18 protein-coding genes, 1 tRNA gene and 1 pseudogene are annotated in these 21,227 nt (G+C 67.9%); 8 read left to right on the top strand and 12 right to left on the bottom strand.

Annotated elements, in window-relative coordinates; genetic code table 11:
- Positions 1 to 18 precede the first annotated feature (18 nt).
- The gene (locus tag RS85_RS03680; protein ID WP_046012070.1) at positions 19 to 1,356 is read right to left on the bottom strand and encodes an MFS transporter; all 1,338 of its coding nucleotides are present in this window, start codon (positions 1,354 to 1,356) and stop codon (positions 19 to 21) included.
- Between the two features lie 221 nt (positions 1,357 to 1,577).
- Between RS85_RS03680 and RS85_RS03685 the strand changes: the two genes are divergently transcribed.
- The 3 genes from RS85_RS03685 to RS85_RS03695 all read left to right on the top strand — a co-directional run bounded on the left by RS85_RS03685 (position 1,578) and on the right by RS85_RS03695 (position 5,099).
- Positions 1,578 to 2,474 carry an Lrp/AsnC family transcriptional regulator gene (locus RS85_RS03685; protein WP_046012071.1) on the top strand — a complete coding sequence of 299 codons (897 nt, stop codon included), beginning with the start codon at positions 1,578 to 1,580 and terminating at the stop codon, positions 2,472 to 2,474.
- Positions 2,475 to 2,648: 174 nt separating this feature from the next.
- On the top strand, positions 2,649 to 4,049 hold the full coding sequence (locus RS85_RS03690) for an MFS transporter (protein WP_052703359.1): 1,401 nt from the start codon (positions 2,649 to 2,651) through the stop codon (positions 4,047 to 4,049).
- Positions 4,050 to 4,190: 141 nt separating this feature from the next.
- A complete protein-coding gene (locus RS85_RS03695; protein ID WP_046012111.1) occupies positions 4,191 to 5,099 on the top strand; it encodes a cation diffusion facilitator family transporter in 909 nt (302 codons plus the stop codon).
- On the opposite strand, the gene RS85_RS03700 is transcribed toward RS85_RS03695, so the two are convergent.
- A complete protein-coding gene (locus tag RS85_RS03700) occupies positions 5,096 to 5,905 on the bottom strand; it encodes a CPBP family intramembrane glutamic endopeptidase (RefSeq protein WP_046012072.1) in 810 nt (269 codons plus the stop codon). The genes RS85_RS03695 and RS85_RS03700 overlap by 4 nt on opposite strands.
- 825 nt (positions 5,906 to 6,730) lie before the next feature.
- Between RS85_RS03700 and RS85_RS18905 the strand changes: the two are divergent.
- Positions 6,731 to 8,662 (top strand): annotated as a pseudogene (locus RS85_RS18905) (Ig-like domain-containing protein); the annotation flags it as partial.
- Between the two features lie 219 nt (positions 8,663 to 8,881).
- Here RS85_RS18905 and RS85_RS19950 read toward each other — a convergent pair.
- Positions 8,882 to 9,439 (bottom strand): MarR family winged helix-turn-helix transcriptional regulator, encoded by a 558-nt coding sequence (locus tag RS85_RS19950; RefSeq protein ID WP_235282324.1) that lies wholly within the window; start codon positions 9,437 to 9,439, stop codon positions 8,882 to 8,884.
- Positions 9,440 to 9,542: 103 nt separating this feature from the next.
- Here RS85_RS19950 and RS85_RS03720 point away from each other — a divergent pair, with 103 nt between their 5' ends.
- A complete protein-coding gene (locus tag RS85_RS03720; protein ID WP_046012075.1) occupies positions 9,543 to 10,277 on the top strand; it encodes a MarR family winged helix-turn-helix transcriptional regulator in 735 nt (244 codons plus the stop codon).
- 76 nt (positions 10,278 to 10,353) lie between these two features.
- Here the strand turns inward: RS85_RS03720 and RS85_RS03725 are convergent, their stop codons facing one another.
- Both RS85_RS03725 and RS85_RS03730 read right to left on the bottom strand, forming a co-directional pair.
- On the bottom strand, positions 10,354 to 11,523 hold the full coding sequence (locus RS85_RS03725) for an ATP-binding protein (protein ID WP_046012076.1): 1,170 nt from the start codon (positions 11,521 to 11,523) through the stop codon (positions 10,354 to 10,356).
- 133 nt (positions 11,524 to 11,656) lie between these two features.
- Positions 11,657 to 12,304, bottom strand: a complete 648-nt coding sequence (locus RS85_RS03730; RefSeq protein ID WP_046012077.1) for a TetR/AcrR family transcriptional regulator — start codon at positions 12,302 to 12,304, stop codon at positions 11,657 to 11,659.
- Between the two features lie 72 nt (positions 12,305 to 12,376).
- Here RS85_RS03730 and RS85_RS03735 point away from each other — a divergent pair, with 72 nt between their 5' ends.
- Positions 12,377 to 13,318 carry an alpha/beta fold hydrolase gene (locus RS85_RS03735; protein ID WP_046012078.1) on the top strand — a complete coding sequence of 314 codons (942 nt, stop codon included), beginning with the start codon at positions 12,377 to 12,379 and terminating at the stop codon, positions 13,316 to 13,318.
- Here RS85_RS03735 and RS85_RS03740 read toward each other — a convergent pair.
- Both RS85_RS03740 and dcd read right to left on the bottom strand, forming a co-directional pair.
- Positions 13,302 to 13,757 carry a hypothetical protein gene (locus RS85_RS03740; RefSeq protein ID WP_046012079.1) on the bottom strand — a complete coding sequence of 152 codons (456 nt, stop codon included), beginning with the start codon at positions 13,755 to 13,757 and terminating at the stop codon, positions 13,302 to 13,304. The genes RS85_RS03735 and RS85_RS03740 overlap by 17 nt on opposite strands.
- Before the next feature lies 1 nt (position 13,758).
- Positions 13,759 to 14,364, bottom strand: coding sequence for a dCTP deaminase (gene dcd, locus RS85_RS03745; RefSeq protein ID WP_046012080.1), 606 nt, complete (start codon positions 14,362 to 14,364; stop codon positions 13,759 to 13,761).
- A gap of 102 nt (positions 14,365 to 14,466) precedes the next feature.
- Between dcd and RS85_RS03750 the strand changes: the two genes are divergently transcribed.
- Positions 14,467 to 14,540, top strand: a tRNA-Gly gene (locus RS85_RS03750).
- A 64-nt stretch (positions 14,541 to 14,604) separates the two neighbouring features.
- The gene (locus RS85_RS03755) at positions 14,605 to 15,291 is read left to right on the top strand and encodes an SGNH/GDSL hydrolase family protein (protein WP_046012081.1); all 687 of its coding nucleotides are present in this window, start codon (positions 14,605 to 14,607) and stop codon (positions 15,289 to 15,291) included.
- A gap of 15 nt (positions 15,292 to 15,306) precedes the next feature.
- On the opposite strand, the gene RS85_RS03760 is transcribed toward RS85_RS03755, so the two are convergent.
- From RS85_RS03760 to RS85_RS03780, 5 genes are all read right to left on the bottom strand, one after another.
- A complete protein-coding gene (locus RS85_RS03760; protein WP_046012082.1) occupies positions 15,307 to 16,473 on the bottom strand; it encodes a MalY/PatB family protein in 1,167 nt (388 codons plus the stop codon).
- Between the two features lie 79 nt (positions 16,474 to 16,552).
- Positions 16,553 to 16,876: an L-rhamnose mutarotase gene (locus tag RS85_RS03765; RefSeq protein WP_235282325.1), complete on the bottom strand. Its 324-nt coding sequence runs from the start codon at positions 16,874 to 16,876 to the stop codon at positions 16,553 to 16,555.
- A complete protein-coding gene (locus tag RS85_RS03770; protein ID WP_046012083.1) occupies positions 16,873 to 18,183 on the bottom strand; it encodes an MFS transporter in 1,311 nt (436 codons plus the stop codon). The genes RS85_RS03765 and RS85_RS03770 overlap by 4 nt, the downstream gene beginning before the upstream one ends.
- Positions 18,184 to 18,253: 70 nt before the next feature.
- Positions 18,254 to 19,711 carry an L-fucose/L-arabinose isomerase family protein gene (locus tag RS85_RS03775; RefSeq protein WP_046012084.1) on the bottom strand — a complete coding sequence of 486 codons (1,458 nt, stop codon included), beginning with the start codon at positions 19,709 to 19,711 and terminating at the stop codon, positions 18,254 to 18,256.
- A 47-nt stretch (positions 19,712 to 19,758) separates the two neighbouring features.
- The gene (locus RS85_RS03780) at positions 19,759 to 21,219 is read right to left on the bottom strand and encodes an L-fucose/L-arabinose isomerase family protein (protein WP_082087478.1); all 1,461 of its coding nucleotides are present in this window, start codon (positions 21,217 to 21,219) and stop codon (positions 19,759 to 19,761) included.
- Positions 21,220 to 21,227 lie beyond the last annotated feature (8 nt).

The following is a 21,227-nucleotide window of genomic DNA, read 5'->3' on the forward strand; positions in this document are numbered from 1 at the left end:
GGAGGGGGCGGAACCCGGTCAGGGCAGCCGGTTCGCCGTCGTGTCGGTGCGGGCCGCGAAGGATGCCGTCACGGGGGCCTCATCCGAATGCTGCGGCGCGAGACGCGTGCAGATACCGGCGATGATCGCCATGCCGATGAACATCGCGATGACCGACCAGATGCTGCCCGTCCACGCGATGAGCTGCGTCGCGAACCACGGCGAGAACCCTGCCCAGATCGCGGCGCCGACGCCGTACGACAGCGCGATGGAGGTGTACCGCGCCTGCGGGCGGAACATCTGCGCCAGAAGTGCCGCGATGGGAGCGTACGTGGCGCTCATCGCGATGCGCACCAGCGAGGCGAAGAGGAAGATCAGCGGCTCGACGCGGCCGGGCATGATCAACAGGAAGGGGACGAAGGTCAGCACCGAGGTGACGAGGCCGATGTACATGACGTTCTTGCGGCCCCACTTGTCGCCGAGCCAGGCGACGGGCAGGGTCACGACGAACTCGACGAACGATGCGATCGTCATCGCGTCGAGGATGACCTGCTCGCTGACCGAGATCGGCTCGCCGGTGGCGTAGGCCGTGACGAACGTGGTCGCCAGGTAGTAGCCGCCGGTGGAGATGGGCAGGATGCCGATGCCGAGGAGGATCGGCTTCCAGTTGGTGCGCAGGGCGAAGGCGAGGGGCATCGACTGCTTGCGGCCCTCGACCTTCGCCTCGAAGACGGGGGTCTCCTCGACGCGGTAGCGGACCCAGAAGCCGACGCCGACCAGCACGATCGACAGCAGGAAGGGGATGCGCCATCCGCCGTTGATGATGAAGTCCTCGCCGAAGCGGGTCATGATCGCGAAGATGCCCGAGGCCAGCAGCGCGCCGGCCGGGTTGCCGAGCTGCGTGAAGCCCCCGTAGAAGGTCTTCGACTTCTCGGGCGCGTGCTCGACGCTCATCAGCACCGCACCGCCCCACTCGCCGCCGACTGCGAGACCCTGGATCGCGCGGAGCAGGATCAGGAGGATCGGAGCGAGGATGCCGATGTTCTCGTAGGTCGGCAGGCAGCCGACGAGCACGGTGGCCGCGCCCATCAGCAGCAGGGTGATGACGAGAGAGGTGCGCCGGCCGAGCTTGTCGCCGATGTGACCGAAGATGATGCCGCCGAGTGGGCGGACGAGGAAGGCGACGGCGAACGTGGCGAAGGCCGCGGCGGTCTCGGCGAGACGGTCACCGGACGGGAAGAACAGCGGGCCGAAGACGAGGGCGGCGGCGGTCGCGTAGACGTAGAAGTCGTACCACTCGATGGTGGTGCCGACGAAGGCGGCGATGCCTGCGCGTCGGGCCCTGCTGTGCGTGCCGGTGGCGTGGGGGGAAGTCATGAGTGTGCCGCTCCTTTGCGGAAGATGTCGGGTACCGGAGGATGCTACGACCGCTACGGATGCCAGGCAAGGGCAGAACTCCAGTGGAAGGGTTCATTCACTGGAGAGTTGCCTCTATGCGCATGCAAATGTGGTCTTCCCCGCGTTACGACCGGGCCTAGGCTGAGGATCTGCTCGCAACCGCGAGCGTTCCCGGGAATCTGACGAATCGGGCGGACGGCATGGATTTCGACGCTGAGCTAATCCGAGCGCTGCAAGAGGACGGGCGCGCCAGCATCCGCTCTCTCTCCGTGCGGGTCGGGGCGTCACGAGCCGCTGTGGCCGCGCGGCTGAAGTCGATGCTCGACGACCGCACGGTGCGCGTCGTCGCGGCGGTCGACCCGGTCTTCCTCGGGCAGCATGTGCTCGCGCACGTCTCGATCCGTACCGACGGCGCCGTCGAGGTCGTCGCCGAGCACCTGCGCGACCTCGATGAGACCGTCCTGGTGTCAGCGGTCGGCGGCGCACACGACGTGGTGACCGAGATCCGCGTCGGCTCGATGGCCGAACTGCACGATCTGCTGGCCCAGATCCGCGCCATCACCGGCGTGCTCGACATCAACACCATCATCTACTCGACCGTGATCAAGGGGTTCTTCGTCTCGGAGTACCACGGTGGGGTCACGCTCGACGGGACCGACGAGGCGCTGATCGAGCAGTTGCAGACCGACGGCCGCCGCAGCTTCCGCGCGCTCGGCGAAGAGGTGCGCCTCTCCCCGTCGGCGGTGGCGACCAGGGTGCAGCGGCTCATCGACGCCGGGGTCATCAAGATCAGCGCGGTCGAGGCGCGCGGTCTCGCCCACCGGCAGCTGTCGATGGGCGTCGGCATGATTCTCGGCGACGACGACGAGGCCGTGATCGACGAGCTGCGCCGCGGGCGAGGTGTCGACTTCGCCGCGCGCACGCTCGGCCGGTTCGACGCGGTCGCGACGCTCGTCGAGCCGTCTGCGGGAGCGCTGTACGCGAGCCTCGAGCGCCTACGGGCGCTGCCCGGAGTCACGCGCATCGAGGCGTGGCTGCATCTGGCCGTACTGAAGGAGGACTACGCCCGCACCCTTCGGCCCCTGCGGACGGACTGATCGGGGGCGGCGCCGGCCGGCGCTCCGGTCGCAGTTGCTGCCGGTTGGCGAGATTCCGGTCGCAGTTGCTGCCGCCCCCGCGACGGCGGGACGGCGCAAACTGCGACCGGAACGCCGAATCACCGCGCGGCGCGCCGTCACCGCCCGTTCACCGGGCAGCGCCAGACTTCGAGCATGAGCGAACCGCGTCCCGGCATCCCCGAGCCCGTCGCGACCGCGAACAGCGGCGCTGTCGCGGTGGTCGGCCTCGACCTGCGCGGCGAGACGCCGGCGCCGAAGAAGCAGGTGTACTCCTGGGCGCTGTGGGACTGGGCGACGCAGCCCTTCAACACCGTGATCCTCACGTTCGTCTTCACGGCGCTGTACCTCGTGGGCGAGGGCTTCCTCCCGGCCGACATCGCGGCCCTCGACCCCTCCGACCCCACGCGCATGGCCGCTGAGGCCGAACTCACCTCCGGACTCGGGCTGGGGTCCACGATCGCCGCGTTCGGCATCCTGCTGCTCGCGCCGGTGCTCGGCCAGCGAGCGGATGCCGCGGGCCGGCAGAAGCTCTGGCTGGGCATCGGCACCGGCGCCCTGGTGTTCTGCATGCTCGGGCTCTGGTTCGTCGAGCCGACCCCCAGCCTGTTCTGGCTCGGCGTCGCGCTGATCTCGGCGGGATCGGTGTTCGGAGAGATCGCCGCCGTGAACTCCAACGCGATGCTCATCGGCATCGCGACCCCGAAGAACGTCGGCCGCATCTCCGGCCTCGGCTGGGGCTTCGGCTACATCGGCGGCATTCTGGCCCTCGTGATCGTGGTGGTGCTCGACACGTTCGACTGGTTCGGCATGTCGACCGACAACGGGCTCGCCTACCGGCTGATCGCGGTCGGATGCGCGGTCTGGACGATCATCTTCAGCATCCCGATCTTCCTTAATGTGCCCGAGCCGTCGCTCGGTCGCCCCGAGCGCAAGGTCGGGTTCTTCGCGTCGTACCCGCTGCTGGTCAACGACGTGAAGCGGCTCTACCGCGACCCCGAGACCCGCCCGACGTTCTGGTATCTGCTCTCCAGCGCCGTCTTCCGCGACGGACTCGGCGGCGTCTTCGCCTTCGGCGCGATCATCGGCACCGCGGTCTTCGGCTTCGAGACCCAGGCCATCATCGTCTTCGGCATCGCCGCGAACCTCATCGCCGGCGTCTCGACGATCCTCGCCGGACGCCTGGACGATCGTCTCGGACCGAAGCGGATCATCCTCGCGTCGATCGGCTCCATGATCGTGGCCGGTCTCGCGGTGTTCCTGCTGCGCGACGGCGGGACGACCGTGTTCTGGGTCGGCGGGCTCATCCTCTGCGCGTTCGTCGGTCCGGCTCAGGCGGCCGCCCGTTCGTTCCTGGCTCGCGTCACCCCCGCCGGGCGCGAGGGCGAGATCTTCGGGCTGTACGCCACGACCGGGCGGGCGGCGAGCTGGATCTCTTCGGGCGCCTGGACGGTGCTCATCGTGCTGACGGGCCAGACCGCCTTCGGCATTCTCGGCATCGTCGTCGTGCTCGCCCTCGGATTCGTGCTGCTGCTCCCCGTCAGGGCCCCGCGCTGACTCTCCGGCACGGCGGTCTGCCGTGCACAATTCAGCAAGGACGAGCTGAAACGTGCTGCAGGGCATCGTTTCGCGGGGTTTCGCGAAGATCAGACTGAATTGTGCACGCGCTCCGCGGAGTAACCTGACCGCGTGACCGTGATGCTCGCCTTCCTCGCCAACATCCTGGTGGCGATCGCCAAGACGGTCGCCGCGATCATCACATCGTCCGCGTCGATGGTGGCCGAGGCCGCGCACTCGTGGGCGGATGCCGGCAACGAGGTCTTCCTCCTCATCGCCGACCGCCGTGGCGCGCGCACCAAGGACGCCCGGCATCCGCTGGGATACGGACGCAACGCGTTCGTATGGTCGCTCATCGCCGCGTTCGGAATCTTCACCGCCGGGTCGATCGTGTCGATCATGCACGGCATCCAAGAGCTGTCCGAAACGGGCCCGGTCGAGAGCCCACTCGTCGCGTACATCGTGCTCGGCATCTCGTTCGTGCTCGAGGGCGCGTCGTTCACCCAGGCGATGGTGAAGTCCCGCCGACTGGCGAAGGAGCGCGGATCGTCGACGTGGGACTTCGTGCTGGAGACGAGCGACACCACCCTTCGGGCCGTGTTCTTCGAGGATTCCGCCGCACTGATCGGTCTGGCCCTCGCGGGCGGGGCGATCCTGATGCATCAGCTCACCGGCGTCGCCGCGTGGGATGCCGTGGGCTCGATCCTCGTCGGCGTGCTGCTCGGAGTGGTCGCGGTCATCCTGATCCGCCGGAACATCGACTTCCTGGTGGGGGCGACCGCGGCGCCGAAGCTGCGAGCCCGCGTCGGCACCGCCCTGCTCGTCCTGCCGCAGATCGAGCGCGTGACCTACCTGCACATCGAGTACGTGGGTCCGAACCGACTGTTCATCGTCGCCGAGGTCGACCTCGCGGGCGACGCCCTCGAGCACGACGTCGCCCGGAGGCTGCGCGATGTGGAGCGCCGGATCGAGGCGCACGACGCCGTCGAGACCGTCGTGCTGTCGCTCTCGGTCGACGATGAACCGTCTCTGAAGTTCGGTCCGGTCTAGCGGTTCTTCCGCGTCGCGAATCCGACGTCGGGCGTCGGCAGGACCGGCACGCGCGGGTAGCGGAGCGCGATGATGATCGCGGTGATGGCACCCACCACCAGCGACGAGTCCATGATCAGATCAGGCAACGTCATCGGGATGTCTCCGATTTTGTACAGGACCGGGGCGTCGTCGAAGTAGAACAGTTCCGTGACGGAGTTGTTCAGGAAGTGCACCAGCACTCCCACGAAGATGCTGCCGGTCACACGGCGGATGGCGTACATCGCGAGACCGAAAAGCGTGGCGTAGAACACCTGATAGATCGTGTCGCCCAGGTTCTTTCCCGTGGAGAGGTTCGTCAGATGCATCACACCGAACAGAGCAGCCGGGATGAGGGCGACCCAGATCTCCGCGAGCCGGGTACGGAGCAGGAAGACGGTGGCTCCGCGCCAGACGAACTCCTCCCAGAGGGCCGCCTGCAAGGCGGACAGGATGATCGGGATGACGAGGCCCTGCGGATCGCCGTAGCCGCCGAAAGCGATCCAGACCGCGAGCACGATCATCGGTGACATCGAGAGCACGAACAGACCGACGTTCCGCACGCGCTGCGGGTCGAATAATGTCGGCCGCAGCCAGCCGAGCGCCGCGAACACCGGCACGAACACGAGCAGGACCGTGAGGCAGATGGCCACCAGCACCATCCAGATGCGCGACGGATCATTCGTCCAAGAGCTGAGCAGGAGCGGCACGCCGAGCATGCTGATGAGGGCGAGCAGGACGGCGACAGGCAGCGCCATCCAGAGGCGTGGCTTCACGCGATAGGACATGAGGATACTTTCGTTCGGAGTGATGGGCGTCGGCGTTGATCGCGACGCAGTGGAAATCCACGAATCCGCGCAGGAGCGCGGGCTGCCGACCGGGCGAGGGCGCCGATGGACGTCCCCACGTTATGAGTTCGGCGTCCCCCTATCCGTCGTGTCGAGCGGAAATCCGACCCGGGGCGGAGGCCACCGGTACCGGGGTACCACTCGCCCCACCGTTCGCTCATTCGAATCGTGTGCCTGGGGCTGATGCGCAATCGGCTGCGCGTATTGTGGCTTTCCTTTGCATCATATGTGGCTTTTTCTCCTCGAGTGTCATACGTTCTCCAAGAGTTCGACGCTCGACTTCATCTCGTGGGGGGATCACGCATGCGCACATCGATCGGCCCGGAGCGCCGTACACGGGCGACGGATCGCGGGCAGCGACGGCGGACGGCTGTATCCCTGGCTTGTGCGATCGCCGCGTTCGCCGCAGCACTGGTCGTCCCCCATATCGCCGAGGTCTCTTCCGCCGCGGCCGACCAGGATCCCGCTCAGTGCCCGAACTCTCTCGCGCTGACGAACGGGGGCTTCGAGCAGCCGGTGGTACCCGCCGGTGCCGGGAACCTGTTCGTCACCGATTCGCAGGTGCCGGGATGGAACACCACCGCCGCCGACCGCGTGGTCGAGATCTGGTCGAGCGGGTTCCTCGGGATCGCCGCGGATTCCGGGCAGCAGTTCATCGAGCTCAATGCGACGCAGGCATCCACGATGTTCCAGGACGTGCCGACCACACCCGGCCAGACGCTCGCCTGGTCACTCGCCCACCGCGGCCGCGGGGGCGTCGACTCGATGCGGGTGATCATCGGCTCACCCACCGGCCCGCTGGCACAGTCCGGACCGGTCATCAGTGACGGCAACACCGCCTGGGGGCTCCACACCGGCACCTACACCGTTCCGGCGGGACAGACGACGACCCGGTTCGCCTTCGAGGCCGTGAGCGCCGCCAGCGGCAACATCACGATCGGCAACTTCCTCGACAGCATCAGCTTCGGCACCGGCCCCTGCATCATCGCCGACAAGCAGGTGCAGAACCTCTCCGGCGGGTCGCCCGCGGAGGTCGGAGACACGCTCCGCTACTCGTTGACGGCGACGAACAACGGCGGCACCCCCGCGCTCCTCACGGCCGCCATCGACGATCTGCCCGATGGCGTTGAACTCGTGCCGGGTTCGATGAGCATCACGGCCGGCCCTGGTGCCGGCAGCGTCACGGATACGCTCGACGCCGACCGCGGCGCCTATTCGGCCGAGGACCGCTTCGTCGCCTTCCTGCTCGGCGACGGGGTCGAGGGCGGGGCAGGCGGAACTCTGCAGCCCGGCGTCACCACGACCGCGACCTTCGACGTGAGGATCACTGCCGCCACGGGTGGCGCGGTGAGCAACACGGCCATCGTCGAGTTCACCGACCCGGTCACGCAAACCGCGCGCGAGTCCACGACGCAGACCACGATCACCGAGGTCGTACCGGCGCCCATCCCGCCCCGCGGTGTCAGCGACGCCGCAACGGGCGCATACAACACGCCCGTCACCGTCGACCCCACCCGCAACGATGAGAAGGGCGATCCCGGCGCCGAGTTCGATCCGTCGACGGTGCGACTCATCGATCCGGTCAGCGGGAGCCCGGTGACCTCGGTGACGATCCCCGGTGAGGGCGCTTACTCAGTCGACGCGACGACGGGCGCGGTGACCTTCACCCCCGACCCGGCCTTCGCCGGCGAAGCCACCCCGCTGGCGTACACAGCGGAGACCACGCTCGGAGACTCGGTGACGGCAGACATCACCGTCACCATCGCGTCGCCCGAGCCACCCGCGGCGGAGAACGACTCCGGCGATGCGCCGTACAACCAGTCGGTGACCGTGAGCCCGCTCGCGAACGATGACGCCGGCCCGTCCGGCACCTCGTTCGACGGAACCACGCTGCGGCTTCTCGAGCCGGACACCGGTGCCCCGGTGACGACGTTGGCCGTCCCGGGAGAGGGCAGCTGGACGGTTGACGTCGCCTCGGGAGAGGTGACCTTCACTCCGGAGGACGGGTTCTCGGGTCGCGCCACCGACGTCCGCTACACGGCCGACACCAACGTCGGCGACTCCGTGACCGCCACGATCTCCGCCGCGATCGCCAAGGGTCCCATCGCCTCCGCGGATTCCTCGACAGTCCTTCAAGGCCGCACGGCGACCGTCGATGTTCTCGACAACGACACCGCCGGCGAGGCGGCCGCGATGGACTACGACTCGGTCGAGCTGCTGGACGAGCTCGGGACCGAGGTCGAGAGCCTCGAGGCCCCAGGACAGGGCGTGTGGACCGTCGGCCCGCTCGGAACAGTGGTCTTCACGCCCGAGCCGGGGTTCGTCGGCACGGTCACCGCGTCATATCGGGCGGCGGACACCGACGGGAATCCCGTGGTCGGCTCCGTGTCGGTGACGGTCACGGCGGCGACTCCCGTCCTCGAGGACGACACGGCGAGCACCGGGAGCGGTGCCCGTGTGACCATCGATCCTCTCGAGAACGACGCTCCCACGACGGGCGCCCTCGACCGCAGCAGCCTGCGACTCGTGGACCCGGCCGCGGGCGCGCTCGTCACGCGGCTCGCGCTGCCCGACCAGGGGGTGTACGTCGTCGATTCGGCCACCGGGCTGATCAATTTCACCGCCGACTCTGCGTTCCGCGGTGAATCGCGCGTGCAGTACTCGGTCGCCGACGCCAGTGGAAACCGATCGACCGCGAACATCCGCGTGTCGGTTACCGAAGCCGGTTCCCCGGGTGCCGCGGGTCCGAGCACTCGAAGCTCCGACGGCCGGCCACTCGCCGCGACCGGAGGATCGGTGGAGTGGCAGTCCGCGGGCGTCGGCATCCTTCTGCTGCTCGCAGGCGCGGCAGCGTTCGCCCTCCACCGTCGGCGCCGGCAGCGACGAGCGCTGAGCTCCCGGCGCCACGCCGGGAGTTCAGCGCTGCCAGTTGTCGGCGAGCTTGTTCAGCAGCCGGGCGAGTTCTGCGCTCTCCTCCTCGGTGAACGCGGCGAGGGCGCCCGCGAGCATCTCGCGTCGCTCTCCCTTCATGCCACGGGCCACCTTGCGACCTTCGTCGGTGAGCGCGATGCGCGTACGACGCGCGTCGTCGGGATCGGCCTCGCGGCGCACGAAGCCGCGCTCCACGCCCTGCTGCACGAGCCGTGACGCGCGGGGCTGATCGACGCCGATCGCCTCGCCGAGCGCGCTGACGCTGAGCGGAGTGGATGCTGTGGCGAGCGCCTCCAGCATCCGCATGCGTGCCGGGCCCCCCAGGCGGCCGGAGGGGTCGGCCATCCAGGGCGGCGGGCCGGGGTGGCCGCGGTGGTGATCGAAGTGCCCGCCGTGATCGCCGCGGTCGCCGGGCGCGCCACCCGGCCAGCCATGGGGCCCCCCGTGGCCACGGCCGCCGGGGCCGCCTCCGAGGCGGCGCCCCCGCAGCCGGGAGAGGGCCTGGGCGATGGCTTCGGCGGGATCGTTCGGTTCGGTCGGCACGTGTCGATTTTACATGCGACTTGACATGCTTTCACGTTGCATGTCACACTACATATACATGACATCTGACAACCACATGCACATTGACATCTAAGGAACACTCATGAACACCGATACACATGACCCCGAGAACACCTCCCGCCCCTTCGGCTACTGGCTGAAGGCAGCCGACCGCTTGATGGCGGCCGAGTTCGACACCGCGTTCCAGGCCGAGCAGGCGAGCCGCCGTGATTGGCGGATCCTGAACGTCATCGATGGAACCGTCCCGAGGCACCGCCCGCTGAACGACCACAAGCTGCATCGACTCGTCGAGCGCGGCTGGGTCGTCGCAGACGGCGAAAGCGGCTGGACGCTCACCGACGAAGGCCGCGCGGCGAAGGATCGCCTCGGCACCCGCGTCGACGGCATCCGCGCGAAGGTCGCCGATGCCGTCTCCGCAGAGGAGATGGCGACGACCCTCGCGTCGCTCGAGAAGATCGCCCGCGCCTTCGGCTGGGACGAGGAGACTCCTCTCCCCCGAGGCCGTCGTCACGGCTTCGGTGAGCGCGGCCACGGTCGCGGATTCCCCGGACGCTTCGGTCGTCGCTTCGGTCACGGCTTCAGTCCCGCTTTCGGCCACGGCTTCGGCCCGGATGCCGAGCAGCGTGACGACGAGTGCCGCCACGGCGAGCACGGGCAGGGTCGCCACGGGCACCGTGGCTTCCGCGACGGCCACGGCCCCGGCCACGGCGACCAGGGCCACCACCCCGGACACGGGCCGCAGCGGGCGGTGCGCTTCGCGCAGCACGCCTACGAGCGCGGCTTCGACGCCGGCTTCAGCCGGGGTCGCGACGCCTGACGGTTCGCCGTACCCAACCGAGACGCCTCATCCGACGCAGAGTCGGGTGGGGCGTTTCGTCACAGTCGGGCGAGTGTCAAGGATCGATCTGACGTCCGATGAAATCAGCCATCCCAGGCACCGTGAATGCGACAACCCCGTGCTCAGGCGCGTACACGAGCCCCTTGCTGATGAGGTTCGCTCGGGTCGGCCCCAGACTCTTGGGTTTCTTGTTCATACGACCGGCGACCTCCCCCGAGGAGCTTCCTGCATCACCGTCTGGCGCCATCGCTCGGAGATACGCCTGCTCCGCGGGCGTTGCCCTGTCCCAGCGGGCCCGGAAGAATCCGTTGTCCAGCTGGTTGTACCCCTGAAGGATGCCGAGCTGCGCTTCCGCCGCACGGATATTCGGACCGGAAGCGACGTTCCAGGTCTCTTGCCCGAACTGTTGGAGGAAGTAGGGATAGCGACCCGATGCGGCCACGACGAGCTCGATCGCTTCGTCGTCCCAGGTCGCGTCCTCCTGCGCTGCGGGAATCGAGAGCGCCTCCGAGACCACGTCTTCTTCGATCTGTTCAATCTTGAAGTACTCAAAGCGCTCCGCGTACGACTTGGCCTCAGCGAGGATGCGAGGCAAACTCGGCAGCCCGGCGAAGCCGAACAGGACAGCCCAGTTGTCCTGCGCCGCCGCGTGGGCGACAGTGCACAGCGTGATGAGCTCTGCGGGATCGAGGTCCTGGGCTTCGTCGATGAGGATGGCGAGCCCGACACCTTCTTCCTCCGCCGCTTCAGCGAGGTCATGGATGAGCTTCTTCAGATCCGTGTCGAGTATCCCGGTGTCAGCGCCGCCACCAGGAGTCCCGTCGAGGTCCAGCCCGAAGGACCAGATGCCGTTCGTGTCGTACGACGCTTTGAAACTCAAGGCGGTCTTGATCGCCTTCAAGAGTCGCTTGCCGGCCGAAGCGCGAGCGATATCGGCGAGGGGTGCGTACAGCGCTTCCCCGACGAGTTCGCGGAGCGTCTTTCCGGCTCCAGCTTCAATCTGCGCCACGATCCAATCCCGCTTCGCCGCATTTCGCCGAAACTCGGAAAGGAGCACCGTCTTGCCCACACCACGCAGGCCGTAGAGGATCACTGGCTGGTCGGTTCTACCAATCCTCGTGCGCTCTATCGAGGTCGCCCAGGCCTTGAGCGCTTTATCTCGGCCGACGAGCGCAGCCGGTTTACGGCCGGCGCCCGGCGAATACGGATTGCGTACGGGGTCCATCGCGTTCACCTCTATCGAGATCTACCAAAGTCTAGCGTTTCACTAGACTCTCATAGATAAACATAGACCTGGGTTGATCATCGATTCGTCTCGCGCGTCGACTCGGATCGAAGAGCCCTGCGACGTCCGAGACTCACAGCTCCAGCAGCGCGACCGCGTCCTCGTCTGCACCCGCTGCACGCAGGCGTCCGCGCATCGCCGCGGCGGCCAGAGCGTACGGACGCTCGTCGCGCATGAGCAGCGAGCGCGAGTTCGCCTGGTCGTCGAGGGCGATCAGCTCGAAGGCGAGCACCTCGATGTCGTCGACCTCGATCTCGCCGGCGTCGACCGCGTAGCGGATCTGCATGCCGACGTAGCTGTACCAGTCGGCCAGCCCCGCCCGCACGGCGTCGCTCACCGGTCCGGGCTTCGAGTCGACGTCGGCGGCGGTGGCCGCGAAGAAGCAGCCACCGGAGAAGACGCGGTCGCGCGAGTAGATCAGACCATTGCGCATCAGCGCCGCCAACCGGCGCACCCCCCGCGGCTCGCCCCTGGCCGGCTCGACGATCTGCGCCATGAAGATCTCGCGAGCCGCTGCGACCGTCGCGAGCTGCAGCCCTTCCTTGCTCTGGAAGAGGGTGGCGATACTGCTCTTGCTGTACCCCGACGCCTCGGACAGGCGCCCGATGGTCAGGCCGTCGAGCCCATCGACCGAGGCGAGGTCGGTCGCGCTCTGCAACACCACGCGGCGCGAGGCGTCGCCGCGGGCCCTTCGGCCGTCGAGAACTACGGGATCCGACATCCCCCTAGTATACGAACGATCGTTCGCCTACTACACGTATGATCGTTCGTATTGTTCGGCGAAGGAGAATCCATGTCATCCCTGCCCGCCCTCATCGCCCGCAGCATCCGCGCCACGACCGTCGTCTCACCCGCCGTCGCGGGCAACCTCGCCTATCGCGCGTTCTTCTCCACCGGACCTCGGATGCCGGTCAGGGATCGGGATGACGCCACTCACGACGACGCCCGGCACCGCGACCTCACGGTTCGCGGCATGAAGGTGACCGGCTACGAATGGGGTACTGGTCCGCGGACCGTGCTGCTGCTGCACGGCTGGCGCGGCCGCGCCTCGCAGTTCGCGCCGCTGGTGCGGGAGCTCGTGTTCGAGGGTTTCCGCGTGGTCTCGTTCGACGCCCCCGCACACGGAGCATCGAAGGGCCGCCGCACCGACATCCGCGACTGGGTCTCGCTCGCGGAGCAGCTGCAGGCGATCCACGGTCCGTTCGCCGCGATCATCGGGCACTCCTTCGGCGCCCTCGCCGCGCTGACGGTCGCTCGGACGACCGTGCCCACTCCGGCCGTGGTCACGATCGCGGGTGCCGCCGCACCTGCTGCGTTCCTCGACCAGTTCGCCCGCGACTTCCGGCTCGACGGCGCGACCACCGAGCACCTGCGTGCGCGATTCCGTCGGCGCCTCCGCTCGGATGACGCACCCGTGGAAGAGAGGTACGACGCGGCACAGCATCCGCTCCCCGCCGAGACGGCGCTGCTCGTCGTGCACGATCGCGGCGATCGGCGGATGCCGGATGCCGACTCGCTGCGCCTGCACGCCGCGCACGGCGACCGCTCGCGGCTGCTGCGCACGGAGGGCTTCGGTCACACGCGCGTGCTGACCGCGGATGCCACGCTCGACGCGGTGGTCGCGCTGGTGACAGGCGGGCTCGCGGCGGTCGACGCGCTCGGCACGACCAGTCGGGACTCGGCGCCCACGCCGTCACCCACCCCGACGAAGAACGACGTCAGAACAGCGGCGTGAGATCGTTCGGCGCCGACGCGGCGCCGAACGTGAAGAACGGGAAGCTCCCGGTGCTCAGCAGGTAGATGCCCACAGCGACCGCGCCGAGAAGCAGCAACAGCAGGAACGCGAAGATCGCGACCGTCAGTCCGCGATAGCCGCCGGATGTCGGGACCTCGGGCGCCACGGAGGGCTTCGCCCAGTCGTCGGCGACCGCGGCCGGCTGGTCGCCCTGCAGGATCGCCGGTCGCGGGCGCTCGGAGGAGCGCAGCCGTGCCTCGGGCGGAGGCGGCGGGATCACGGGATCCGGCACAGAGCCCTCTGACGGCGGAGGGGTGAGAAGACCGTCCGGGATCGGGATCTCGGGCGGAGGCGGCGGGATGACGGTATCCGCGGGCGCGATCGCGGGCTCTTCAGGGGAGAGAGACTGGTCCGGAGTCGTGCCGCTGCCGTCACTCATGTCAGCCCCCTACTGCTCCGATGTCGGTCACGCCGACATCCGTCTTGTGGAAATTCTGGAACGAGCGGGATGCCGTCGGCCCGCGCTGCCCCTGATACCTGTTGCCGTAGGGGCCGGAGCCGTAGGGGTTCTCGGCGGGCGAGGTGAGGCGGAAGAAGCACAGCTGCCCGATCTTCATCCCGGGCCACAGCTTGATCGGCAGTGTCGCCACGTTCGCGAGCTCGAGGGTCACGTGCCCGGTGAATCCCGGATCGATGAACCCGGCGGTGGAGTGCGTGATGAGTCCGAGGCGGCCGAGCGAGGACTTGCCCTCGAGGCGGGCGGCGACGTCGTCGGGGAGGGTGACCTGCTCATACGTCGCGCCGAGCGCGAACTCGCCCGGGTGCAGGATGAAGGGCTCCTCCGGATCGACCTCGATGAGACGGGTCAGCTCCGGCTGATCCTCCGACGGATCGATGAACGGATACTTGTGGTTGTCGAACAGACGGAAGTACCGATCGAGGCGCACGTCGATGCTCGACGGCTGGATCATCTCCGGCTCGTGCGGATCGAGACCGACGCGGCCCGATGCGAGTTCTGCCCTGATGTCGCGATCACTGAGAAGCACGGGTTCAGCCTAGTGCGGGCCGGCGGGCGCATGTCGGAGGGTGCTTTGGCCTCAGGGCGGCGGGCGGGTAGGCTTGCGTTCACCTGCTCTGCGAGCGGGTGCGGGGCTGTAGTTCAATGGCAGAACTTCTGCTTCCCAAGCAGATAGCGCGGGTTCGATTCCCGTCAGCCCCTCCATCAGACGGATCGCGCAGAGACGCGTAGGCTCAATCCACACCGTACGCCGCACCGAACAACAGCCATGCGCCGACTCCGCTCCCTCGCCTCCGTGATCGCCCTCGCTCTGGGCCTCACAGCCTGCAGCGCGGCGCCCGCTCCCGACACATCCCCCTCTCCCGCCGGAGACGGTCCGGTCGTCGCGTTCTACGGCGACTCGTACACGCTCGGCACCGGCGCGAGCGACCCGGCGCTGCGGTGGTCGACGATCATCAGCGAGGATCGCGGGTGGAGCGAGTTCAACCCGAGCGTGAACGGACTCGGCTTCGTAAATCAGCGCCCGAGCTTCGGCGAGGACGATCTGCCCGCGCTCGTCATCGAATCGCAGCCCGACATCGTGTTCATCACCATGGGGCTGAACGACAACTTCAGCTACGCCCAGCGCGCCGACCTCATCCGAGAGACGATCAGAGCCGACCTCACCCGCATCAACGACGCGCTGCCCGACTCCCGCATCATCGTGGTCGAGCCGTTCTGGTACACCGAGAAGCGCCCGGAATCCGTCGAGCAGATCATCTCGTGGGCCGAAGAGGCGGCCGGAGAGATCGGCGCCGATTGGATTCCCGGCGCGAGCCGCTGGCTCGACGGCCACTACGTCGGATCGACCGACAGCTGGATGGCGGCTGACGGCCTGCATCCGTCCGACATCGGGTACGCGCAGATGGCGGAGCGGATGGATGCTGCGCTGGCGCAGCTGGATCCCCCGCTCTGATCAGCCGGACGGACCTCAGCGCCTCGCCAGCGCCTCCGCCATGCGGTCGACGGTCTGCTCGATGATCGGCCGCGGGGTCGCGAAGACGAAGCGCATGAAGCCGACGCCCGCCAGCCCGGTCGCCGATCCGTCGGTCAGGGCGACTCCGGCCTTCTCGCGGAAGAACTCGGCCGGCTGAGCGCCGAGATCGAGGGCTCTCGCGTCGAGCCAGCCGATGTAGGTGCCTTCGGGTTCGCGGTAGGAGATCTCGGGGATGCGGGCCGCGAGCGCTTCGCCGAGGAACCGCCGGTTGCCGTCGAGATACTCCTTGACCTCGGCGAGCCAGGCGCGGTCGTCGCGGTAGGCCGCGGTGTTCGCGATGACGCCGAGGTTGCTCGCGCCGTGCGACGCCATCATCCCGATCGGCTCCCAGATCGCCCGATCGGCGTCGTTGGTCAGGATGATCTGCGCGGTCTTGAGCCCCGGCAGGTTCCACGCCTTCGAGGCGGAGGTCGCGGTGACGGTGTGCGCGGCCGCGGCATCCGAGATCGAGGCGTACGGCACGTGCGCAGCCGGAGCGTAGACGAGCGGCGCGTGAATCTCGTCGGAGAACACCCGTCCGCCGTGACGCTCGACGACGTCGCTCACCGCGAGCAGCTCCTCGCGCGTGAAGACGCGCCCGACCGGGTTGTAGGGGTTGCAGAGGATCAGCAGGCTCGCACCGGCGCGGAAAGCGGCGTCGATGCCGTCGAGATCCACCGCATAGCGGCCGTCGGTCACCGTCATCGGCACCTGGATCACCTCGCGCCCCGCCGCCGGCGGTACCGACAGGAACGGCATGTACGCGGGCGTCGGAACGATCACCGGAGCGTCCGGAAGCGAGAAGTGCTCCATCGCGAGCTCGAGACCCTGGATCACGTCAGCGATCGGGTGGACGTCGGATGCCGGCACCTCCCACCCGTAGACATCCCGCAGCCACTCGGCCGTGGCCGCGGACATCTCATCCGACAGCGACGTCGGCAGGTACCCGAACAGACCCTGATCGACCGCGGAGTGCAGCGCCCGCGAGATGCCGGGCGCGACGCCGAAGTCCATCTCGGCGACGAACGCGCCGACCGCGTCGGGGAACATCGACCACTTCATCCCGCCGATGCGACGGAGGTGCTCGACCTCGATGGCGTCGAAGGGTGAGGCGAGAGACATGCGTGCTCCTGTCGGTCCGGGCGCTGGAATGCGCCTCTCCATCTTCGCCCGGTTCTCAGGCTCTCGGCCCGCCCGCGCCTCAGGCGAGGTGGAAATACTCCTCCAGTTCCTCGAGGGCTCCATCCGGACGTCCGCTTTCGAAGTAGCCCGCCATTGACGCCTGCCACCGCGCATTCACTTCACGACGAGCGATAGCCGACTGTGCACGCTCGAAGTCTTCCGTCTCGAGGTACCCCACCACCAATCCGTCTCCGCGACGGAGGAAGAGTGAGTAGTTCGTCCACCCCGCGTCGGAAAGCGCTTCGAGCATCTCCGGCCACACATCCGCGTGATCCCGAAGGTAGTCGTCAAGCCGATCCGCTCGAAGGCGAAGCGTGAAGCACACCCGTTGCACCGCGGTCATCGGGTCGCCGTCCCGGTCGGCGCGGACACCCGCATCCCGTACCGTTCCTCCTCGATCTCCTGCAGGCTCTTGCCCTGTGTGCGGGGCGCCCAGATCGCACCGACCAGGAGCGCGACGGTCAGGAAGGCGACCATGATCAGACCGACGTTGGGCACGCCGACAGCCGTGAGCAGCACGGGGAAGAAGTAGCTGAGGAACCCGATGGCGAGTCGAGCGGCGAAGAACAGCAGACCCTGCGCACTGGCGCGGTACGGAGTTGCGAAGAGTTCGCTGGCCCACAGCCCGTAGAAGGCCTGCGCGCCGATTCCGCAGGACAACCCCCACGTCACGGCGAAGGTGACGAGGGTGCCGGTGCCCGGCTCGCCGAACACGAGGACGATCCATCCGAGGATGCCAAGGGCCGCGCCGATGATGTACAGGAGGCGGCGCGACATACGATCCGCCAGCAGCATGAACCCGAAGTAGGTGGCGATCACCGTGCAGCCCCACACGAGCACCTGCAGAAGGCTCTGCTCGACGACGCTCTCGACACCGGCGGCGGCGTAGACACGCGGCATGAAGATACCCGCCTGCCCCGCGACGACGCCCCAGAATCCGTAGATCCCGAAGAGGAAGAGCAACGCCTTGAGGTTGACCCGCTTGGACAGCAGCGCCCCGAATCCGCGACCCGTGCGGGAGGGAGCGGCATCTCGGCGTCCTTGACTGGCCTTCTCGTCCTTCCAGAGCTGGGATTCGGGCAGGCCCTGCCGGACCCACCACACGATCGCGGCGACGATGAACAGGTGGATGAAGATCATCCGACTGCCGAAGAGTTCGAGCGGAGCGAGGAGTGCCGCGAGAGCGAAGCCGACGAGCGGACCGAACGACCAGGCGAGCTGCGCGGTGCCGACGTGCTTGGCGCGGTCCTTGGTCGGAGCCTGCTCCGCGATGTAGGTCCAGGATGCCGGGACCCCGGCACCGACGGCGATGCCGGTGAGGATGAAGCCCAGGAAGAGCATCGGCACGTTGACGGCGAACGCCGCGAGCAGGATGCCGACCATGAAGACCACGAGGTCGTAGGTGTAGATGAACTTGCGCCCCAGCTTGTCGCTGAGTGGCCCTCCGAGCATCGCACCGATCGCGGCGCCGAAGGCGTTGGCGCTGAACGCTGCCAGCAGGCCGGCGGTGAGGTCGCCGAACCCGAGTTCTGCCTGCCAGAACCCGAGGCTGGTCGCGATCGCGATGATGGATCCGGCCTCGATGTAGTTGGACATCGCTACGGCGATGGTCGCTCGCCATCCGGTCGTGGACTTGCTCCCGAGTTTCACTGCTGTCTCCTTCGATGATGATCGGCGCCCTGTTGTGGGCGCCTGTTTTTTTCGTGGTCGAGGTCCCGTCTCAGCGGACGGAGACCTCGCGGAACTCGATGCCGAGAAGATTCGCGGCCGCCTTGAAGTCCTGCGCGCGATGACCGGTCGACAGGGCCCAGTGGTGATCGACACCGCTCGCGCTCCATTCGTCGACCCACTCGCCGGGATGGCAGCCGAAATCGACCCGCGAAGTGGTGTTCCCGATCTTGAGGAGCGGGCCCGGGACCACTTCGCCCTCCGAGGCGACGAAGACGTACCGGCCGTCACGCTCCTGCCCGATCCCGAAGGTCGTGACCGGGCCGGCCTTCACGTCGAACTCGACGCTCACTCCCCACCCGCGCTTGCCGTGGTAGACGCCGAGCCCGCGGAGCAGGGGATCGCGCTGACTGATGGCGAGGTGCGCAGGGCCGTCGTGACCCATCTCGACCACGCCGTCAAAGAAGTTCAGCGCCTGGATCTCGGTGAACGATCCGCCAGCGCCGATGGTGTCGGCGACGAGCATCGCGATGCTGTTCCGAAGCTCGTACTCGCCCGCCATGGGGATGCCCCGCGCCGTGAGCAGCGATGCGCCGAGGATCATCCCCGCGCCCAGGCGCTCGTGCTGCTCTCCGTTGAGCCCGCGGTGGTAGTACGCCATCGAGTCCAGAGCGAAATCGTCGACCAGCCGATCGAGTCCGACCGACACCTTCGCACCCCAGGCGAGGTCGTCCGCGTCGACCGTCTCCTCATCGAGGACGAAGACCTCTCTCGCTAGCGTGACGCGCTCCCTGACCTCCGCGTCGGTCACCTGCTCGACGCGCACCCGGAGGTCGTCGAACTCGACGACCTCGACGTGCGAGCCGAACTGAGTGGCCACCGAGGTCAGGTCCGTGGAGACGTCGAGCATCCCCGGGTAGAGGTGGCCCATCAGACCGTGACGCGCGTGCCGAAGGGTGGCGCGCACATCTGCCGCGGCGATCCACCGCTCGATCCGCGTCCAGGCATGCTCGTCCCGGAGGTATCCCGAGACAGAGCGGAACTCGATCCCTCCTCGGCGGAACACGTTCCCGACCTCGGGCACCGCGCACTGCCCGCAATAGGCCAGCCATTGTCCGGTGTCGAAGGTCGCGTGGTCCATGGACTCCGTCGGCTGGAGATCGATGACCAGCACGGGGGCGCCGGAACGCTGAGCGATCGGCAGCACCATCGATGCGGTGAGATACGTGGTCAGGAAGACGACGATCAGGTCGGGGTCGGCGATCCGGAGCCGCTCCGCCGCGACGGCCGCCTCCTGCGGGTCCGAGATGAAGCCCACGTCGGTCACGTCGGCGTCGAGTTTCTGGAACCGTTCGGTGACGTACCGCGACGACTCCTGCAGCTGCGGCAGCAGATCGGGGAACTGCGGCCAGTACGCTCCGAGGCCCCCGGCGACGAGGCCGATCCTCGTCTTGCGGCGCCTGATGCGGGGAAGAAGTTCTGCGGTGCGGGCGCGCCGATCATCGCTCATGGTGATCTCCTGATTCTTTCTGTCTCTGTGTCTGTGCGTCTGTTGGTCTAGGACGACGGCGGGATCCGGCGGAACTCGGCACCGAGCAGGTCGGCGAGCGCCTCGATGTCCTTCGCCAGGTGTCCGACTGCCATGGACCAGTGATGGGTCGACCCGGACTGCGCCCAGGCATCGGTCCAGTCGCCCGGGTCGCACCCGAAGTCGACACGGGTGGTCGTGTTGCCGATCCTGATCGCGGGACCTGCCACGGCCGTGCCCTCCGACGCGATGAAGCGCAGGCGTCCGTCATGCATCTCCCCGATCGAGAACTGGGTGACGGGTCCGGGGCGGACTGTCGCTTCGACGGATGCCCCGCCTCCGGACTTGCCGTGGAACACTTCGAGGTTGCGCAGGACCGGTCGATCGGACGTGATCGACGCATCCGCCGCATCGTTGTGGCCGAGTTCCACGTGTCCGCGGTCGAAGTCGAGAGCCTGCCCCTCGGTGAACGTGCCGCCGCCCCCGAGCTGTCCGGTGATCAGCATCGCGATGCCGGCACGGAGCTCGAACTCGGTGACCGTCGGAATCCCGCGGGTCGACAGCAGCGTCGCGCCGATCGGGAATGCGGTGGCGAGCCGGCTGTAGATGTCGTCGGAGTTGCCCATGTGGAAGTAGGCGAGCGTGTCGAGGTCGTATTCCTCGATGAGGCGGTCGAGGGCGACCGAGACCTGCGCCTGGAACCGGATGTTCGTGCGATCCGCGCCGGCATCGATCGAGAAGATCTTCTCGACCGTGCGGAGCTTGGTCTCGGTGTCCTCCTCCGTCACCCCCTCGTACAGGCGCCGCAGATCATCGAGCTCGAGTATCTCGACGTGACCGCCGAACGTGGAGTAGGTCGACGTGATGTTGGACGCGATGTCAAACATCCCGGGATAGAGGTGTCCCAGCAGGCCATACCGACCGCGACGCAGCGTGGCCTTCACACCGGTGGCGCGGATGTAACGGCCGATCTTTTCCCAGGCGCGCTCGTCGTCGAGGTGTCCGGAAACACTGCGGGCGGGCAGCCCCAGACGCTCCAGCGCGACGCACATCTCGGGGAGCCCCGCCGAGCCGGCGTATCCGAGCCAATCGCCGGTTCCGAAGTTCTCGTGGTCCATGCTCCGGCCGGGTTGCAGGCAGACGAGCAGGATCGGCGCACCGCCGTATTTGAAGATGGGCAGTACCTGCGCGCTGGTCATGTAGGTCGACACGAACAGCACGATCAGGTCGACGTCGGCCTGCCGGATGCGGTCGGCAGCAGCGGCCCCGCCCACCGGATCGGAGACGACACCGAAATCTGTCACTGTGGCGCCGATGCCCTCAATCCGGGCGGCGATGGTGGCCGCCGAAGCGCGGACCGTGTCGAGCAGCCCGTCGAACTGGCCCCAATACACGCCCAGCCCACCGGAGACGAGCGCGATCTTCGGGTGCTCTGAGGGCACGCGTGTCAGCGGCTCCGGAGCGATGACGGGGAACGGGTGAGATGTCATGGTCGACC

The organism is Microbacterium sp. SA39, from assembly GCF_000967865.1.
Lineage (GTDB): Bacteria > Actinomycetota > Actinomycetes > Actinomycetales > Microbacteriaceae > Microbacterium.

What these genes read in the sequence shown, in the direction of transcription:
- RS85_RS03680 (WP_046012070.1), bottom strand. Translation starts at nt 1,356, where the DNA reads ATGACTTCCCCCCACGCCACCGGCACGCACAGCAGGGCCCGACGCGCA.
- RS85_RS03685 (WP_046012071.1), top strand. Translation starts at nt 1,578, where the DNA reads ATGGATTTCGACGCTGAGCTAATCCGAGCGCTGCAAGAGGACGGGCGC.
- RS85_RS03690 (WP_052703359.1), top strand. Translation starts at nt 2,649, where the DNA reads ATGAGCGAACCGCGTCCCGGCATCCCCGAGCCCGTCGCGACCGCGAAC.
- RS85_RS03695 (WP_046012111.1), top strand. Translation starts at nt 4,191, where the DNA reads ATGCTCGCCTTCCTCGCCAACATCCTGGTGGCGATCGCCAAGACGGTC.
- RS85_RS03700 (WP_046012072.1), bottom strand. Translation starts at nt 5,905, where the DNA reads ATGTCCTATCGCGTGAAGCCACGCCTCTGGATGGCGCTGCCTGTCGCC.
- RS85_RS03720 (WP_046012075.1), top strand. Translation starts at nt 9,543, where the DNA reads ATGAACACCGATACACATGACCCCGAGAACACCTCCCGCCCCTTCGGC.
- RS85_RS03725 (WP_046012076.1), bottom strand. Translation starts at nt 11,523, where the DNA reads ATGGACCCCGTACGCAATCCGTATTCGCCGGGCGCCGGCCGTAAACCG.
- RS85_RS03730 (WP_046012077.1), bottom strand. Translation starts at nt 12,304, where the DNA reads ATGTCGGATCCCGTAGTTCTCGACGGCCGAAGGGCCCGCGGCGACGCC.
- RS85_RS03735 (WP_046012078.1), top strand. Translation starts at nt 12,377, where the DNA reads ATGTCATCCCTGCCCGCCCTCATCGCCCGCAGCATCCGCGCCACGACC.
- RS85_RS03740 (WP_046012079.1), bottom strand. Translation starts at nt 13,757, where the DNA reads ATGAGTGACGGCAGCGGCACGACTCCGGACCAGTCTCTCTCCCCTGAA.
- RS85_RS03755 (WP_046012081.1), top strand. Translation starts at nt 14,605, where the DNA reads ATGCGCCGACTCCGCTCCCTCGCCTCCGTGATCGCCCTCGCTCTGGGC.
- RS85_RS03760 (WP_046012082.1), bottom strand. Translation starts at nt 16,473, where the DNA reads ATGTCTCTCGCCTCACCCTTCGACGCCATCGAGGTCGAGCACCTCCGT.
- RS85_RS03765 (WP_235282325.1), bottom strand. Translation starts at nt 16,876, where the DNA reads ATGACCGCGGTGCAACGGGTGTGCTTCACGCTTCGCCTTCGAGCGGAT.
- RS85_RS03775 (WP_046012084.1), bottom strand. Translation starts at nt 19,711, where the DNA reads ATGAGCGATGATCGGCGCGCCCGCACCGCAGAACTTCTTCCCCGCATC.
- RS85_RS03780 (WP_082087478.1), bottom strand. Translation starts at nt 21,219, where the DNA reads ATGACATCTCACCCGTTCCCCGTCATCGCTCCGGAGCCGCTGACACGC.